Source organism: Streptomyces sp. NPDC058685 (assembly GCF_042714725.1).
GTDB lineage: Bacteria > Actinomycetota > Actinomycetes > Streptomycetales > Streptomycetaceae > Streptomyces.
This window is the reverse complement of sequence record NZ_JBHXSL010000004.1, coordinates 258,810-275,443: the sequence shown is the minus strand read 5'-3', so window position 1 is coordinate 275,443 and position 16,634 is coordinate 258,810. Positions and strand designations below refer to the sequence as shown.

General features: G+C 70.4%; 13 protein-coding genes and 2 pseudogenes. 4 read left to right on the top strand and 11 right to left on the bottom strand.

Features of this window, described 5'->3' with window-relative positions; genetic code table 11:
* Positions 1-21: 21 nt before the first annotated feature.
* Both ACFWU3_RS05820 and ACFWU3_RS05815 read right to left on the bottom strand, forming a co-directional pair.
* Positions 22-468 carry an ATP-binding protein gene (locus ACFWU3_RS05820; protein ID WP_384431653.1) on the bottom strand — a complete coding sequence of 149 codons (447 nt, stop codon included), beginning with the start codon at positions 466-468 and terminating at the stop codon, positions 22-24.
* A gap of 91 nt (positions 469-559) precedes the next feature.
* Positions 560-913, bottom strand: coding sequence for an STAS domain-containing protein (locus tag ACFWU3_RS05815; protein WP_215097290.1), 354 nt, complete (start codon positions 911-913; stop codon positions 560-562).
* A 78-nt stretch (positions 914-991) separates the two neighbouring features.
* On the opposite strand from ACFWU3_RS05815, the gene ACFWU3_RS05810 reads away from it, so the two are divergent.
* Positions 992-3,655 (top strand): DEAD/DEAH box helicase, encoded by a 2,664-nt coding sequence (locus tag ACFWU3_RS05810; RefSeq protein ID WP_384431650.1) that lies wholly within the window; start codon positions 992-994, stop codon positions 3,653-3,655.
* 43 nt (positions 3,656-3,698) lie between these two features.
* Here the strand turns inward: ACFWU3_RS05810 and ACFWU3_RS05805 are convergent.
* The 7 genes and pseudogenes from ACFWU3_RS05805 to ssd form a co-directional block, all read right to left on the bottom strand.
* Positions 3,699-3,962: pseudogene (locus ACFWU3_RS05805) on the bottom strand (Rv3654c family TadE-like protein); the annotation flags it as partial.
* Between the two features lie 344 nt (positions 3,963-4,306).
* Positions 4,307-4,684, bottom strand: a pseudogene (locus ACFWU3_RS05800) (TadE family type IV pilus minor pilin); the annotation flags it as partial.
* Positions 4,671-4,871 carry a DUF4244 domain-containing protein gene (locus tag ACFWU3_RS05795; RefSeq protein ID WP_384431723.1) on the bottom strand — a complete coding sequence of 67 codons (201 nt, stop codon included), beginning with the start codon at positions 4,869-4,871 and terminating at the stop codon, positions 4,671-4,673. The gene ACFWU3_RS05795 and the pseudogene ACFWU3_RS05800, both read right to left, overlap by 14 nt.
* Positions 4,872-4,916: 45 nt before the next feature.
* Positions 4,917-5,687 (bottom strand): type II secretion system F family protein, encoded by a 771-nt coding sequence (locus ACFWU3_RS05790; protein ID WP_384431647.1) that lies wholly within the window; start codon positions 5,685-5,687, stop codon positions 4,917-4,919.
* The gene (locus tag ACFWU3_RS05785; protein WP_384431720.1) at positions 5,684-6,514 is read right to left on the bottom strand and encodes a type II secretion system F family protein; all 831 of its coding nucleotides are present in this window, start codon (positions 6,512-6,514) and stop codon (positions 5,684-5,686) included. The genes ACFWU3_RS05790 and ACFWU3_RS05785 overlap by 4 nt, the downstream gene beginning before the upstream one ends.
* 14 nt (positions 6,515-6,528) lie before the next feature.
* On the bottom strand, positions 6,529-7,677 hold the full coding sequence (locus ACFWU3_RS05780) for a TadA family conjugal transfer-associated ATPase (RefSeq protein WP_384431644.1): 1,149 nt from the start codon (positions 7,675-7,677) through the stop codon (positions 6,529-6,531).
* Positions 7,674-8,771: a septum site-determining protein Ssd gene (ssd, locus tag ACFWU3_RS05775; RefSeq protein WP_384431641.1), complete on the bottom strand. Its 1,098-nt coding sequence runs from the start codon at positions 8,769-8,771 to the stop codon at positions 7,674-7,676. Before ssd ends, ACFWU3_RS05780 begins: the two co-directional genes overlap by 4 nt.
* Before the next feature lie 465 nt (positions 8,772-9,236).
* Here ssd and ACFWU3_RS05770 point away from each other — a divergent pair, with 465 nt between their 5' ends.
* Positions 9,237-10,157: an HAD family hydrolase gene (locus ACFWU3_RS05770; protein ID WP_384431638.1), complete on the top strand. Its 921-nt coding sequence runs from the start codon at positions 9,237-9,239 to the stop codon at positions 10,155-10,157.
* A gap of 409 nt (positions 10,158-10,566) precedes the next feature.
* Here the strand turns inward: ACFWU3_RS05770 and ACFWU3_RS05765 are convergent, their stop codons facing one another.
* Positions 10,567-11,397, bottom strand: coding sequence for an oxidoreductase (locus ACFWU3_RS05765; protein ID WP_384431635.1), 831 nt, complete (start codon positions 11,395-11,397; stop codon positions 10,567-10,569).
* A 103-nt stretch (positions 11,398-11,500) separates the two neighbouring features.
* Here ACFWU3_RS05765 and ACFWU3_RS05760 point away from each other — a divergent pair, with 103 nt between their 5' ends.
* Complete coding sequence (locus tag ACFWU3_RS05760) at positions 11,501-12,496, top strand: ATP-binding protein (protein ID WP_384431633.1); 996 nt, start codon at positions 11,501-11,503, stop codon at positions 12,494-12,496.
* Here ACFWU3_RS05760 and ACFWU3_RS05755 read toward each other — a convergent pair.
* The gene (locus ACFWU3_RS05755) at positions 12,474-13,742 is read right to left on the bottom strand and encodes a hypothetical protein (protein WP_384431630.1); all 1,269 of its coding nucleotides are present in this window, start codon (positions 13,740-13,742) and stop codon (positions 12,474-12,476) included. The two genes, ACFWU3_RS05760 and ACFWU3_RS05755, sit on opposite strands and share 23 nt — an antisense overlap.
* Positions 13,743-14,028: 286 nt before the next feature.
* Between ACFWU3_RS05755 and ACFWU3_RS05750 the strand changes: the two genes are divergently transcribed.
* On the top strand, positions 14,029-16,461 hold the full coding sequence (locus tag ACFWU3_RS05750) for a SulP family inorganic anion transporter (RefSeq protein ID WP_384431627.1): 2,433 nt from the start codon (positions 14,029-14,031) through the stop codon (positions 16,459-16,461).
* Positions 16,462-16,634 lie beyond the last annotated feature (173 nt).

Genomic DNA, 16,634 nt, shown 5'->3' with positions numbered 1-16,634 from the left:
ACCTCCGATCGTCACACCGCGTCAGGGCAGGACGGAGACCGGCATCGACGGCCAACTCATCCGGATCACGCCCCCCTGATCGGTGGAACTGACCTCCACGTCGTCCACGAGGCCGCTGATGACGGCGAGACCCATCTCGTCCTCGCCGTCGGCGTCCGCGTCCTCGTCGGAGCCGCCTCGCGCGCCGGGAACGGCATGTGAGCCGTTCGCCCCCGCGCTCGGCACCTCGTCGATGACCTCGATGGAGAAAGTCTTCTCCTCCTCGGAGAGCACCACGGTGACGGGCTCGGTGATGCCATGACTGCGGTGCAGCCCGACAGCACGACTGCATGCCTCGCCGACCGCGAGCCGGACCTCGTCCAGCACGGCCTCGTCGACCCCCGCCCTGCGCGCCACGGCAGCCGCCACCAACCGGGCGGTCCTGACATGCTCGGGCTGGGCACTGAATCGAAGCTCGACGGTGGCCATGTGCTCCCCCTCGGACGTACGGGCGTGCATCTCAGAGGCCCGGGCTGGATGCCCGGTACCCCTCACTTCTTCCGGCGTGTTCGGCCGACCGTCAGTCGGTCGCCGCAACCGCTTCCTCGACCGTGGTGTGGATGGGGAACACCTTGGTCAAGCCTGTGATCCGGAAGATCTTGAGAATGCGCTCCTGGTTGCAGACCAGGCGCAGCGACCCTTCATGCGCGCGCACGCGCTTCAGGCCGCCCACCAGCACTCCGAGCCCGGTGGAGTCGAGAAAGTCCACGCCCTCCATGTCGACAACCAGGTGGTAGTTGCCGTCGTTCACCAACTCGACCAACTGCTCGCGCAGCTTGGGCGCGGTATACACATCAATCTCGCCACCGACCTCGACGACCGTACGGTCGCCACCAGGGCCGGACACATTGCGAGTCGACAGGGACAGGTCCACGGATCCTCCAGCACCTTGCTATCGAGCGGCCGCCCAGCAGGTCTCCCCGGCGGAGCCGGAGGACGGTCGCCAGCCGCGATGGCATTCAATCACTTACCAGCAGCCATGCACGACGCCTTGAGACCATTGTCCGCCACGCCGGTGACACACTCGGTGCCGATGGCCAAGAATCTCCGTCCCAGACGACCTCCCGAGAGCGGGGACACCCGCCCCTCCCCCGGTACGGTCCTCGACCGGCTCACCGCAGGGGCGAACCGGGCTGCGCGCATCACTCATACGGAGCACTTGCCCCCAAGGCCGGGCCGCCATGCCGTCTGGCCCGACCGCATCCGGCCGGAAGTGATCAACGCCATTCAGCAGGCCGGCATCGAACATCCCTGGGCCCACCAGGCAGCCGCCGCCGAGTACGCCCTCGACGGCGAGTCGGTGGTGATCGCCACGGGCACCGCCTCGGGGAAGTCGCTGGCCTATCTCGCGCCGGTGCTGAGCGCCCAGCTCGACGGGTCCGAGGCCCCGAACGGCCGCGGCGCCACGGCCCTCTACCTCGCCCCCACCAAGGCCCTCGCCGCCGACCAGTGCCGCGCGGTGAAAGAACTCGCGGCGCCATTGGGCCATCGGGTGCGCCCGGCCGTCTACGACGGCGACACACCCGTCGAAGAACGCGAGTGGGTCCGGCAGTACGCCACGTACGTCCTCACCAACCCGGACATGCTCCACCGCGGGATACTTCCCTCCCACCCCCGCTGGGCCTCCTTCCTGCGCTCCCTGCGCTATGTCGTGATCGACGAGTGCCACACCTACCGCGGCGTCTTCGGCTCCCACGTCGCCCAGGTACTGCGCCGCCTTCGCCGGCTGTGCGCCCGCTACGGTGCGAATCCGGTCTTCCTCCTCGCCTCCGCCACCGCGGCGGAACCGTCCGTGGCCGCCGGCCGGCTCACCGGCCTGCCGGTCCAGGAGGTCTCCGACGACGCCTCCCCGCGCGGCGAGCTCGTCTTCGCCCTCTGGGAGCCTCCGCTCACCGAACTCCACGGCGAGAAGGGCGCACCGGTCCGCCGTACCGCCACCGCCGAAACCGCCGACCTCCTCACCGATCTGACCGTGCAGGGCGTCCGCACGGTCGCCTTCGTACGCTCCCGGCGCGGCGCAGAGCTGATCTCCGTGATCACCAAGGAACGCCTGGCCGAGGTGGACCGCTCACTGCCCCAGCGGGTCGCCGCCTACCGCGGCGGCTACCTCCCGGAGGAGCGCCGCGCCCTGGAGCGGGCGCTGCACTCCGGCGAACTCCTCGGACTCGCCGCCACCACGGCCCTGGAGCTGGGTGTCGACGTATCCGGTCTGGACGCCGTCGTCATCGCCGGCTACCCGGGCACCCGGGCGTCGCTGTGGCAGCAGGCGGGCCGGGCCGGGCGCTCGGGCCAGGGCGCCCTGGCCGTCCTCGTCGCACGTGACGACCCACTGGACACCTTCCTCGTCCACCATCCCGAGGCGTTGTTCCACCAGCCGGTGGAGTCCACCGTGCTCGACCCCGACAATCCCTACGTCCTCGCCCCCCATCTGTGCGCGGCCGCCGCCGAGCTGCCCCTCACGGAGGCCGACCTGGAACTGTTCGGCCCGGCCACCGGCGAACTGATGCCCCAGCTGGAATCCGCGCGACTGCTGCGCCGCAGATCCTCCGGCTGGCACTGGACACGACGGGAGCGGGCCGCCGACCTCACCGACATCCGGGGAGAGGGCGGCCGCCCGGTCCAGATCGTCGAGGCCGCCACCGGCCGGCTGCTGGGCACGGTCGACGAGTCCGCCGCGCACTCCGCCGTCCACGACGGAGCCGTCCACCTCCACCAGGGCCGTACGTACCTGGTGAAGCACCTGGACCTGGAGGACTCAGCCGCCCTCGTGGAGGAGGCGAACCCGCCCTACTCCACGACCGCCCGCGACACCACGGCCGTCTCCGTGCTGGAGACCGACATCGAGATCCCGTGGGGCGACGGCCGCCTCTGCTACGGCTCCGTCGAAGTCACCAATCAGGTCGTCTCCTTCCTGCGCCGCAAACTGATCACCGGTGAGGTGCTCGGCGAGACCAAGCTCGATCTGCCGCCGCGCACCCTGCGCACCCGGGCCGTGTGGTGGACGGTCACCGAGGACCAGCTGGACGCGGCGCGGGTGAACCCCGAGCAACTGGGCGGAGCCCTCCACGCCGCCGAGCACGCCTCCATCGGGATGCTGCCGCTGTTCGCGACCTGTGACCGCTGGGACATCGGCGGAGTCTCCGTGCCGCTGCATCCGGACACCCTGCTGCCGACGGTCTTCGTGTACGACGGCCACCCAGGAGGCGCCGGCTTCGCCGAGCGCGCCTTCCACACCGCCCGTGAGTGGCTCACCGCCACCCGTGAGGCGATCGCCTCCTGCGAGTGCGAGGCGGGCTGCCCGTCCTGCATCCAGTCCCCCAAGTGCGGCAACGGCAACGACCCGCTCCACAAGCGCGGCGCGGTCCGCCTGCTCACGGAACTGCTCAGGGGGGCACCGGAGGGCGCGGGGGCGGCACCGGAGGACGCGATGGCAGGACGGGAGGGGGCCCGGCGGGCCGCGGAGGCACCGGACCAGGGCTCACGGCCTCCAGGGCCTCAGGAGGCCGCCTCTGCCCCTCGTCGGGCAGCTGAGGCGCCCACGCCGGGTGGGCCTCGTGAGGTGACTGAGGCTCCTGTTCCGACGAAGCCGCTTCCGGAGGACCGGCCCTCGACCTGACCTTCGGGCCGTACGGTCCGAAGCGGACCTGCGCGGTCACCTCGGCGATCTCGCCCTGCACGGCGCACCGCACCACGGCCGCGCCCTGTGCCCGGGCCACCGTGGCAGCTTTCTCGCAGGCGGGTCCGGCCCCTTGGAGGGCATGATCCGCCGCGGCGAGCGCCGCCAGATCGGCCGCCGAGCCGGCCCGATGGCGAGCCACGACGGCCTGTCCCATGGCCAGCACGGCGGCGAACACGACGCACAGCACGGTGGCCGCCATGGCGACCCAAACGGTGGCCGACCCCCGGTCGCGAGCCCCGCTCATGGGATGACCTCCTCAGGAGGGCCGAGTGCGACCGGGCCCGGGTCCGGTGCCGCCGGAACGAAGGGAGCCCCCACGCGAGCAGGCTGAGCCGGGGCCGGGACCCCCAGCCCCCTTGAGCCGGCGCGGGTGGGTGCGTGGGCGTGTGCCCTGGAGCCGAGGGCCGTCGCCGCGGCCGGAGCAAAGCCCCCGCCCGACGCGGCGGTTGGACCTGGCTGAGCGACCCGGTCCGGCTCCGGTGCCCCACCCGACGCCGCGGCCGCCGCAGGGCTGGATCCCGAGCCACCGCCTGTGCCCGAAGCCGCAGCCGGTCCCGAGCCACCACCCGGCGCGGCATCGGAGCCGGAACCACCACCCACCGCGTCCTCCGCGAACGCCACCGCCTCCGCGCTGAGCGTCAGGGCCAGCGTGCCCGGCCCCGGCGCCGCCGCCTCCACGCGCACCCGCCACAGATCCCCAGCCCGTGTCACCGTGACCCTGGCGCCGTCCGGAGCCGCCGAGCGGGCGGCTGCCATCGCCGCCGCCGACGGTTCGGACCGGGCTGCCGCCCGTGCCCCGGCCCGTGCGGCGTCCACGCACTGGATCTGTGCCGAGGCCGCCATCAGCGCCCAGACCAGGGCCATCGCGAACACCACCAGGGCCGGTACGGCAACGGCGGCCTCCGCCGTCACCGATCCGCGGTCATCTCGGCCGCACTTCCCGCGCCGTGCCTCAGAACTGCGCATTGAGCGCTTTTCCGATCACTGCTTCGAGCGCGCCCGAGACCGTCCCGCTCGTGACGACCTTGTAGAGCACCGCCGCGAATGCACATGCGGCGATCGTCCCCATCGCGTACTCGGATGTCGTCATTCCCGAGTCCTTGCGCATTCTGCGCACCATTCCACGCAGCCATGCCCTCATCGGATTCCACATGCCAGACCCCCATTGATCGACCACAAGTGATCTCGTTCAGTTCGGTCAGTTGCTGTTGAGCAGTCCATCGGCGAGCCCGATCACGACCGGCGCCACGCCGACGGCGAGGAACGCGGGAAGGAAGCACAGCCCCACGGGGGCCGTGATCATGACCTGTGCCCTGCGGCCTTCCGCCGCTGTCCTGCGGAACCGGTCGGCCCTCAGGCGTCCGGCCAGACGGGACACCGGTTCCGCCGCGGGAGCGCCGGTTGAGTCGGCCCGCTCCAGGCAGCGGGCCAGCTCCTCCGCGCCCGATATCCGCGCGAACGCCCCCCACGCATGCGCCGGTTCACTGCCGAGCCGCAGCTCGGCCGCCGCGCGGACCAACCGCTCGCCGACCGGCCCGCCGAGTGATTCGCCGACCGCCTCGGCCGCTTCGCGTGGCCCCGCTCCTGCCGAGATGCACGCGGCCAGCAGGTCCGCCGCCAGCGGCAGTTGCCGCACATCGCAGAGGTCCTCGGCGTCGGGGGCCGGTGCGCGATTCAGCTGTATGCGCCGGACGCCACCAGCGGCTGCCAACCCGACGACACCGCCGAGCCACCCGCCGACGAGGACATATCCGGTGATCAGCGCACCCAACGGAGCCGCCCAACGCCTCGCCCACACCATGTCCTTCGGCCACCGGCTCCGGCGTTCGCGCTCCAGAGCCAGCAGTCCTTCGATCCGCCGGCGCATCCTGTGCTCATGGCGTCGGCCGGCCACCGTGAATCCGAGGAACGCGGCCGCGGAGAGGACGCACATCACTGCCCCCAGCCTGTGGACAACGTCCGCGGTCATGCGGCCTTCCCCTTCCGCACGATCCGTGCGGCCCACCAGAGCCCGGCCGCTTCCAGCAGCCCGCCGACGAGCAGGCACATCAGACCGGCCGGGGTGTGGAGCAGCACCCGCAGCGGATCGGCACCCAGAGCCCAGCCCATGGCCAGGCCCACGACGGGCAGCAGTGCCAGCAGTCCGATCGTCGACCGAGCGCCCGCCAACTGAGTGCGCACGTCCTCCCGTTGGTCCCGCTCCGCCCGCAGAGCGGCTTCCAGCCGGTCGAGACCCGCCGCCAGGCCCGCACCGCTGTCCACTGCCACCCGCCAGCAGGCAGCGACCCCTGCCAGCCCGTCCGCCCCGGGCTCACGCGCCGCCTCCCGCAAGGCCTGCGGCACGTCACCGCCGAACCGCGCCGCCGCCACCACCGCGCCCTCCGAAGCACCCAAGGCATCGGTGGACCTCGTACCGAACAACAGCGCCTGCCCCGGCTGCATACCGGCCCGCAGTTCCCCTGCCACCGCGCCGCACAGCGTGATCACCCCCTCGGCCCGCAGCTCTCGCGCCCTCACCCGCTCTCTGGCCGCCAGGTGCTTCCTCACCAGTGGCACAGCCGCCGCGCCCGCGAGCAGCGGCAGTACCGACTCCCCCAGCACGGCCAGCAGCATCGCCACCGGCAGACACAGCCACTCGCGACGCAACCGCGGTACAGGCAGCAGTCGTTGCCGCGCCCACCACGACGGCTCCGGCGCTCCGCCCCCGGCGAAGAGCAGCCGTGCCCGTGTCGGTCCCCGCCCCCGGTCCGCCGTGAGCCAGGCCGCCGCCCCGACGCACACCGCCGCCGCGTACATCGGCTCGCCCGTGATCACACCGCACCACCGATCAGCGGCCGCAGGCGCTCCCAGCCCCGGTCGTACACGAACGCCTCGGCGCCCCACCGCAAGGCGGGCACCGTCCTCACCAGACCCGCGGCGTCCCGCTCCAGCACATGCACCTCCGCGATCCGCCGGAGCCCGCCGCGGTCCCGCACGAGATGGATCACCACCGAGAGTGCGGCGGCCAACTGGCTGTGCAGCGCCGCCCGGTCGAGCCCCGCAGCCGTACCAAGCGCCTCCAGCCGGGCCGGGACGTCCGACGCCGCATTCGCGTGGACGGTCCCGCAGCCGCCTTCGTGTCCGGTGTTCAAGGCCGCGAGCAACTCGGTGACCTCCGAGCCACGGACCTCCCCCACGACCAACCGGTCCGGCCGCATGCGCAGGGCCTGGCGGACCAGGTCCCGCAACGTGACCAGGCCCGCGCCCTCCTGGTTCGCCGTACGGGATTCGAGGCGCACCACATGCGGATGGTCGGGCCGCAGTTCGGCCGAGTCCTCCGCCAGCACGATCCGCTCACGCTCCCCCACCAGCCCGAGAAGGCTGGACAGCAGCGTGGTCTTCCCCGTGCCCGTACCGCCGCTGATCAGGAACGACAGGCGGGCATCGACCAGGGCCCGCAGCAGCCGGTCGCCTCCCGGCGGCACGGTCCCCGCGGCGACCAGTTCCTCCACCGAGAACGCCCGCGGACGCACGACCCGCAGCGCCAGACATGTCGAACCGACCGCAACTGGCGGGATCACGGCATGCATCCGCGTCCCGTCGGGGAGCCGGGCATCGACCCACGGCCGGGCGTCGTCCAGCCGCCGCTCCGCCACCGCCGCGAGCCGTTGCGCCAGCCGGCGCACCGATGCGGCGTCCGCGAACGTCACCCCGGTGAGTTCGAGACCGCATCCCCGGTCCACCCACACCCGGTCGGGGGCGGAGACCAGCACATCCGTGACGGCAGGGTCCGCCAGCAGGGGCTCCAACGGCCCGGTCCCCACCAGCTCGCAGCGCAATGTCTCGGTGCCGCCGAGCACTTCGGTGTCTCCCAGCAGTCGTCCCTGCGCCCGCAGGGCAGCCGCGACCCTGGCCGGGGTGGGCTCGGCGCCGCTCTCCGCGAGCCGCTGTCGTACGGCGTCCAGCAGTCCGGTGCTCATGAGACACCCCCCGCCAGCGCCCGGTCCCAGAAGGCCGCGCAGAAGCGCGACAGCGGGCCACGGCCACCTCCGGGCGGTGCGCCCTGGTCCTGGGCTGCGAACAGTCCGGCGTCCAAGGGCAGTTCACCGGCGAGAGGCAGGCCCAGCGCGTCGGCCACCCACTGGTCGTCCAGTCCCGACGCGTACGGTCCGCGCACCACGACCCTCAGGTCCTGGAGCACCATGCCCACCGCCGACGCCACGCGGTTCGCCGCGGCGACCGCCCGCAGCTCGCCCGGAACCACCAACAACCCGAGATCCAACTGGGCCAGGGCCTCCGCCACGGCTTCGTCGACGCGGCGCGGGAGATCCACGACCACCACACCGCCCCGTCTGCGGGCCGCGGCGAGAACGGAGCGCATGGCCTCCGGCGGGACCACCACGGAGTCGCCGCGATCCCAGCTCAGCACCCGGAGCTGGTGGAGCTCCGGCAGCGACTCCTCCAGCGCGCCGCCCGCGACCCGTCCCTTGGACGCGGCGAAATCAGGCCACCTCCTGCCTTCTGCCTGTTCTCCACCGAGCAACACATCGACGCCCCCGCCGAGCGGATCGCCGTCGACGAGCATGGTCCGCCGGCCGCTCCTGGCCGCGGACACCGCCAGTGCGCAGGCCAGCGTGGACGCCCCCGCGCCTCCCCGGCCGCCCATGACGCCGACGGTCAGAGCCTGCTCCCCGACGCCCTCGACGACGTCCGCGATCCGGTCCAGGAGCCAGCTCTCGGCGTCCGGCAGCCGCAGCACGCAGTCGGCTCCGATCTCCACCGCCCGCCGCCAGACGTCCGGGTCGTCCTGGTCACGCCCGACGAGCAGGACGCCCTGCCGTCGGGTGGCGCCCCGACAGCGCGCCGCCGCGTCGTCGCCGACGAGGACCAGCGGGGCGCCTTCCCAGCCGCCCCCGCGTTCCGGCACCGAGTGGTGGACGGCGGGCTCGGCTCCGGCGGCGGCGCACAGCCGCAGCAGATCGTCGAGCAGTTCGACGTCCTCGGTGACGATCAGAGGTCCGTCCCGCCGGCCTTCAGCGCCGGGCGTCCTTCGCGATGTGATGGATCCAGCCACGATCTCCACTCCTTCTTCCTTCGATCTCGCTTGCTTACGAGATCTGTGATTCCGGCCACCCGCGAAGAGCGCGGGTGGAATCACAGTGGAGCGCGCTGGAAAAACGTGTGGATCTCGCTGAAAAACTGTGGACAACTAGCCACTTGTGAATATCCCCGTAGCTCATACCGGTGACTCCCGGGAGCAGCTCTTCCGCTACGCAGAGTGACGGTTCAGAGTGGTGTGAAGCCGCCGCCGACGAAGCCGTCAGGAAGGGAGAAGGATCATCATGAGCTCTGTCCGAGAGCCGAAAATGCGTCCGGACATGCGACGACCCCCGCCGGGGGGGAGAGCGGGGGTCGTCTCTCCGGCCGACTCGGGGGGGGAGGAGCCGGACCGGGTTAGCACGGTCGCGAACGATCCGTGACTTCCATGGTGTACCCGAGAGCCTTCTCAGGCAAACCCACACGCCCGAGCGTACGCCGAATGGCGGGCACCTATGCTCTGCTCGTGGAAAACCACTCCTTGCCTCGCGCAGCTGCCTTCTTTGATCTGGACAAGACGGTCATTGCGAAGTCGTCGACGCTGACCTTCAGCAAGTCCTTCTACCAAGGCGGCCTGATCAACCGACGGGCCGTACTGCGGACCGCCTATGCCCAGTTCGTTTTTCTCGCCGGCGGCGCCGACCACGACCAGATGGAGCGGATGCGGCAGTACCTGTCCGCGCTCTGCAAGGGGTGGAACGTGCAGCTGGTGAAGGAGATCGTCGCGGAGACCCTCCATGACCTGATCGACCCGATCATCTACGACGAAGCGGCGTCCCTCATCGAGGAACACCACACCGCCGGCCGTGACGTCGTGATCGTGTCCACTTCGGGCGCGGAGGTAGTCGAACCGATCGGCGAGCTGCTCGGTGCCGACCGGGTGGTGGCCACCCGCATGGTGGTCGGCGAAGACGGCTGCTTCACCGGTGAAGTGGAGTACTACGCCTACGGGCCGACCAAGGCGGAGGCGGTGAAGGAGCTCGCCGCCTCCGAGGGGTACGACCTCGACCGTTGCTACGCCTACAGCGACTCGATCACCGATGTGCCGATGCTGTCGTCCGTCGGCCATCCGTACGCCGTGAACCCGGACCGGGCGCTGCGGCGTGAAGCCGTCAGCCGGGGCTGGCCCGTTCAGGTCTTCAACCGGCCGGTCCGGCTGAAGCAGCGGATCCCCGCCTTCTCCCTGCCGCCGCGTCCGGCCCTCGTCGCCGCGGCGGCGGTGGGTGCGGCGGCCGCAACCGCCGGTCTCGTCTGGTACGCCAGTCGGCGCCGCAGTGCGGCAGCCGCGGCTGCCGAGTCCGCCGCGGCCGGAGTGATGGAGCGAGTCATCGACCGCGCCACAGAACGCTTCGCCCGTATTTGAACCCAAAAGTAAAGAACCGCAGCTGGGGGTTCCGCTTCCTTGCGGGCAGGAGTAAAAAGGAGTCAACGGCCCGCGAGACCTAGGACATCCGAGAGGATCACCTAAGAACGCATAAAGGCCCCACGGACCGAGCATGAAAACTGAGCACCCACGCGACGTCGACCCGTCGATTACGGGCCAGCCGCACCAGGTGACGGGCAAAAGTTCCCGACCTGATGGGCACTATCTCGAGGACGCTTGGTAACTCGGTGGACATGCCAGCGGCGGTACCAATTCTGGTACCGCCGCAACCCTGTTCAGGGTCTTTCGAACCCGCACCCATGGACGCCGCAGCGTCCGGGATCCCTCAAGCCCGGCAAGCTCTCAAGCCTGCGCCCATCAGATCACTCAAGCCCCCGTGGCCGAACCCTCAAGCCGCGCCTCGCTGAAGCGCCTCGCACACCGCTGTGGACTCCCTGACGCCCAGCTCCACGGACCGCCCACAGTGGGCGATCCAGGCCGCCATGCCCTCGGGTGTACCGGAGCGATAGCCGTCGAAGGCCGCGGCATAGGCCGCACGACCCTGTTCGGCATGCCCGACCTCCGCCGGGCAGATCGACTTGGGATCAAGTCCACTGCCGATCAGCACGATCCGTTCGGCGGTGCGAGCCACCAGGCCGTTGAAGGTGCCGAAGGGGCGCAACGCCAGGAGTTCGCCATGCACGACGGCGGCGGTCACCAAGGCCGGCGCCGAGCTGCCGGCGATGATCAGTTCGGCAAGTCCGTCCAGTCGCCCGTTCACCTCGTCCGCATCCGGCAGCGGGGCCTCGATCAGCGGCTCGTCCACCGGTTCGCCGGCCAGCCGAGGCCGCCCCACGGTCTCGTCGTCTCCGGCGCCACTCGCCGCGACCAGATGCAGCCGCGCCAGCACCCGGAGCGGCGACTGCCGCCACACAGAAAGGAGTTGACCCGCTTCGGCGGTCAGCCGCAGTGCGGCACCGACCGTTCGCGCCTCGGGCTCGACACCGAAGTCGGTGCGCCTGCGGACCTCTTCGAGCGCCCAGTCGGCGCCGGAGAGCGCCGCAGAGGCACGCGCACCGCGCAGCGCGGCCTCCGAGGTGACCTCGTTGCTGCGCCGCCGCATGACCCGGTGGCCATAGACCCGGTCGACGGCCTTGCGTACGGAATCAACGGCGTCGGGGACACCCGGCAGGGAGCCGAGAGCGGCAAGGGGGTCGACCGACGAGGCATTCGTACTCATAAGTAGCGAGGCTACGCGCCATCGGCGTACGCCCCCATCTTGGAGTGGTCTTCTTCACGCACTTCGACCACAGCGAGCGATGGAACCGCTACGGTAGGTGAACATGAAGATCGCTTTCGTAGGGAAGGGCGGCAGCGGAAAGACCACGCTGTCCTCGCTGTTCATCCGCCATCTGGCCGCCAACGAGGCTCATGTGGTGGCCGTCGACGCCGACATCAACCAGCATCTGGGGGCCGCGCTCGGTCTCGACGAGGCGGAGGCGGCCGCCCTGCCCGCCATGGGAGCGCACCTCCCCTTGATCAAGGACTATCTGAGGGGCTCCAACCCCCGCATCGCCTCCGCGGAGACGATGATCAAGACCACGCCCCCGGGAGAGGGTTCGCGTCTGCTGCGCGTGGACGAGGACAACCCCGTCTACGACGCCTGTGCCCGGGTCGTGCATCTCGACGACGGGGACATCCGGCTGATGGCGACCGGCCCGTTCACGGAGTCGGACCTCGGGGTGTCCTGCTACCACTCCAAGGTGGGCGCGGTGGAGCTGTGCCTCAATCACCTCGTCGACGGTCGCGACGACTATGTGGTGGTCGACATGACGGCCGGGTCGGACTCCTTCGCCTCCGGGATGTTCACCCGCTTCGACATGACGTTCCTGGTGGCCGAACCCACCCGCAAGGGCGTGTCCGTCTATCGCCAGTACAAGGAGTACGCACGGGACTTCGGCATCGAGCTGAAGGTCGTGGGCAACAAGGTGCAGGGCCCGGACGATGTGGACTTCCTGCGGAACGAGGTGGGCGACGACCTGCTGGTCACCGTCGGCCATTCGAACTGGGTGCGCGGTATGGAGAAGGGCCGGCCGTCTCCCTTCGAACTGCTCGAGGCGGACAACCGCATGTCCCTCCAGGCCCTGCAGAACGCCGCGGAGGACACGTACGACAACCGCGACTGGGAGCGCTACACGCGCCAGATGGTGCACTTCCATCTCAAGAACGCGGAGAGCTGGGGGAACGCGAAGACGGGGGCCGACCTGGCCGCGCAGGTCGACCCCGCCTTCGTGCTCGGCGAGCACGCAGCCGACGTCAGTGCTGCCCTGCCTGCTTGACCTTGACGACGGGTGAGGCTTCGGCGGAGGGCTGGGCGGCCAGGAAGGCCGCCCAGCCGTTCTTCGGCTTCTGGCCGACCTGAAGGGTGCGCATCCTCTTCAGGACCTCCGGGTCCTGGACGTCCAGCCAGTCCGCGAGCTGGCGGAAGGACACGCACCTCACGTTCTTCTTCACACAGACCGTGGCGATCGTGTCCTCGACGGCACGCATGTAGGTGCCGCCGTTCCAGGACTCGAAGTGGTTGCCGATGATCAGCGGGGCACGGTTGCCGTCGTAGGCGCGGTCGAAGGCCTTCACCAGGCCGTCACGCATCTGCTTGCCCCAGTACTCGTGCTTGGCGGGGTCGCCCTTGGATGTCGTCCCCGACTGGTTGACCATGAAGTTGTAGTCCATGGCCAGCGTCTCGAAGGCGCGGCCGGGGACCGGGACCATCTGGAGCGAGAGGTCCCACAGACCGAGTTCCTTCTTGGGCCAGATCTGGTCGTTGATCCCACTGGTGTCGTAGCGCATACCCAACTGGCCGGCGGCTCGCACGAAGTTCTTCCGGCCCTCCAGGCAGGGGGTGCGGGCGCCGATGAGCTCCTTGTCGTAGTCGAAGGGCAGCGGGGGCTCGTTCTTCAGGCCCGCGTTGGTCTTCCAGTTCTTCACGAACGACCTGGCCTGGCTGAGTTCGCTCTTCCATTCGGCGACGGACCAGTTGCCCACACCGCCGTCCTTGCCGCAGAAGTGGCCGTTGAAGTGGGTGCCCACCTCATTGCCCTCCAGCCAGGCACCGCGCAGTTCACGCACGGTGTCCTTGATGCCCTCGACGTCATTGAAACCGATGTCGGAGCGCCCGGCCGCGTGCTGCGGCGGGTCGTACATCGTCGACTTCTCCTCCGGCAGCAGGTACACGCCGCTGAGGAAGTAGGTCATCGTGGCGTCGTACTTCTTGGCGACACGGCGGAAGTGGGAGAACAACTTCTGGCTGTCCTCCCCCGCCCCGTCCCACGAGAACACCACGAACTGCGGCGGCTTCTCACCGGGCTTCATCCGCTCCGGCTTGAGCAGACCTGGCTGGGTGCCGGTGAAGGCCGTGGAGCCGTCGCCGATCAGGCGCACCGCGTTCTTGGGGGCAGGGGCGGCCTTCTTGGCGCCGGGCGCACCGTGGTGCGCGCCCTCGTCGGAGCCGGAGCAGCCCGCGAGTCCCGCGATCAGCGCCGTGACGGCTGCGCCGACGGCGACCCGCTGTGTGGCGGCCTTCATCCGTCCACCCTCTTTCGTATGACTTTGTGTTTTTACGACCGGCGTCGATGGCGCCGACAAAGTCGCATCGGGGTGGCGATGGGGAGGGTGCGACGAGCCGCATTCAAAGGAGCAATCACCAGCACGGGTGAAAGATTGCCCTATTTGCCCCGGAAATAATGCCGCAGTCTTTACTCTCCATTACGATCCATTTACCGAGAGTTGAGAATCCCGCCACTGCACGCCGTGACCCACGGCCGCGTCCCCACATTCCGCGACCGCGCTGCCCCGGAGGAGACGGGAAACCATGTCTGCCTGCGTCCCCACTCGCACCGACGACCCTTCTCGCAAGAAGCCGAAGAACCGCAAGAACAGGAAGTCCCGCACCACACGGGAGAAGCCCGTGTCCCACGAATCCGTCCACGGCGGCGGGTCCGCACCCGCCGGCCCCGAAAGCCCGCACAGCCTGCCCCCGCCCGAGGAAGGCGGCCGCCGCTTCCGCATCGCGGGCGCCGATCTGTCCGCCTCGGTCTCCGTGTTCCTGATCGCGCTGCCACTCTCGCTCGGCATCGCACTCGCCACCGGCGCACCCCTCCAGGCCGGTCTCGTGGCGGCTGCCGTCGGTGGCCTCGTGGCGGGACGACTGGGCGGAGCGCCGCTCCAGGTCAGCGGGCCCGCCGCCGGCCTGACCGTCGTCACCGCCGATCTGATCCACCAGTACGGCTGGCGCGTCACCTGCGCCATCACCGTCGTCGCCGGCTTCGCCCAAGTCGGCCTGGCCGCTCTGCGCGTGGCCCGCTCGGCGCTCGCCGTCAGCCCCGCGATCGTGCACGGCATGCTCGCCGGCATCGGCGTCACGATCGCCCTGGCACAACTGCACATCGTGCTCGGCGGCACACCGCAGAGCTCCGCCATCGCCAATGTCGGTGCGCTGCCGGCCCAGTTGGCCGACCTCCGTCCGGCCGCGCTCTCCGTGAGCGTCCTGACCGTCATCATCCTGCTCGCCTGGCCACGGATCCCCGGGCGGACGGGCCGGATCGTCCGGAAGATCCCGGCCGCTCTCGCCGCCGTCGCGGCAGCCACCGCCCTCGCCGTGGTCGCGGGGCTGCGCCTGCCGCTGGTGGACCTGCCGTCGTGGAGCAGTCATGCCCTGCCCGCACTGCCGGACGGGCCCGTGCTGGGCCTCATCGCCGCCGTCCTGACCATCACCCTGGTCGGCAGCGTGGAGTCGCTCCTCTCCGCCGTCGCGGTGGACAAGCTGGTGGCCGCCCGCAAGCAGCCCACCGTCCGCATCCCGCGCGCCGACCTCGACCGGGAGCTGGCCGGCCAGGGCGCTGCCAATGTCCTGTCCGGGGCCCTCGGCGGGCTGCCGATCACCGGAGTCGCGGTGCGCAGTTCGGCGAATGTGTCCGCCGGCGCCGTCAGCCGCAACTCCACGATGCTGCACGGCCTGTGGATCGTGCTCGCGGCCCTGCTGCTCGTGCCCGTGCTCGACCTGATCCCTCTGGCCGCCCTGGCCGCGCTGGTGATGGTCGTGGGTGTCCAGATGGTCAAGGTCACGCATCTGCGCAGCGTGCGGCAGAACCGCGAAATGCTGGTGTACGCGGCGACGTCGATCGCGGTCGTGCTCACCGGAGTGCTGGAGGGTGTCGCGATCGGGATCGCCGTGGCGGTCGCGGTCGCACTGCACCGGCTGACCAGGACCCGTATCACGGTCGAGGAACAGGGCGAAGAGCATGCGCGGGTGCACCGGGTGCGGGTACGCGGGCAGTTGACCTTCCTCGCCGTGCCCCGGCTGAGCCGGATGCTGGGCCAGGTACCGCACGGGGCGCCCTGTGTGGTCGAGCTGGACGGGTCGTACATGGACCACGCCGCGTACGAGGCCCTGCACGACTGGCAGGCCTCCCATGTCGCGCAGGGCGGCTCGGTGGAGTTCACCGGCCGGGCCGGGGGCCGGATCAGCGAAGCCGCCTCCCAGACCCATGGCTGCTGCCGGCCCTGGACACCGTGGCGCAATCACCACTGCGACACCCGCACCCGGCGCGCCTCGATGCACCAACTGGCGCACGGCCTCAGCTCGTTCCAGCGCGACACGGCTCCGCTGGTACGCGACGAGCTGGCCCGGCTGGCCCGCGAGGGTCAGCAGCCCTCGCAGCTCTTCCTGACCTGCGCGGACTCCCGTCTGGTGACCAGCATGATCACGGCCAGCGGGCCGGGTGACCTGTTCACCGTGCGCAATGTCGGGAACCTGGTGCCGCTGCCCGGCGACGAGGGCGGGGACGACTCCGTGGCGGCCGCCATCGAGTACGCCGTGGACGTGCTGAAGGTCAGCTCGATCACGGTCTGCGGACACTCGGGCTGCGGTGCGATGCAGGCCCTGCTGAGCGCTACGGACGAAGAAGGACGCACACCGCTGCGGCGGTGGCTGCGGCACGGTCGGCCGAGTCTGGAGCGGATGCGCAGCCGGCACCGCACCTGGGCGCGGATCTCCGGGCGGCTGCCCGCGGACGCGGTCGAGCAGCTGTGTCTGACCAATGTGGTCCAGCAGTTGGAGCATCTGAAGGCCCATGAGGGTGTGGCGCGGCGTATCGCCGAGGGTGCGCTGGAGCTGCACGGCATGTACTTCCATGTCGGCGAGGCACAGGCGTATCTGCTCGCCAGCAGTGACGACCACGAGGTCGAGGCGGTCTTCGACCGGGTCGCCCCCACTCCGTCCTCGCTGACCGAGGCGCGCGCCTGAACCGATCCCCCACCGCGTCCGTGAGAACGTATGGCCCCTCCTTCCCGCCGCCCGGGGAGGAGGGGCCGCCCAATAGGCGCCCCAGGCCCAATAGGTCTAAACCAATCTCCGGAAGGCCCTTGTCACCCGGCCATCTGGCTGATGAGCTATGGCCTGGGACACATAGGCACATA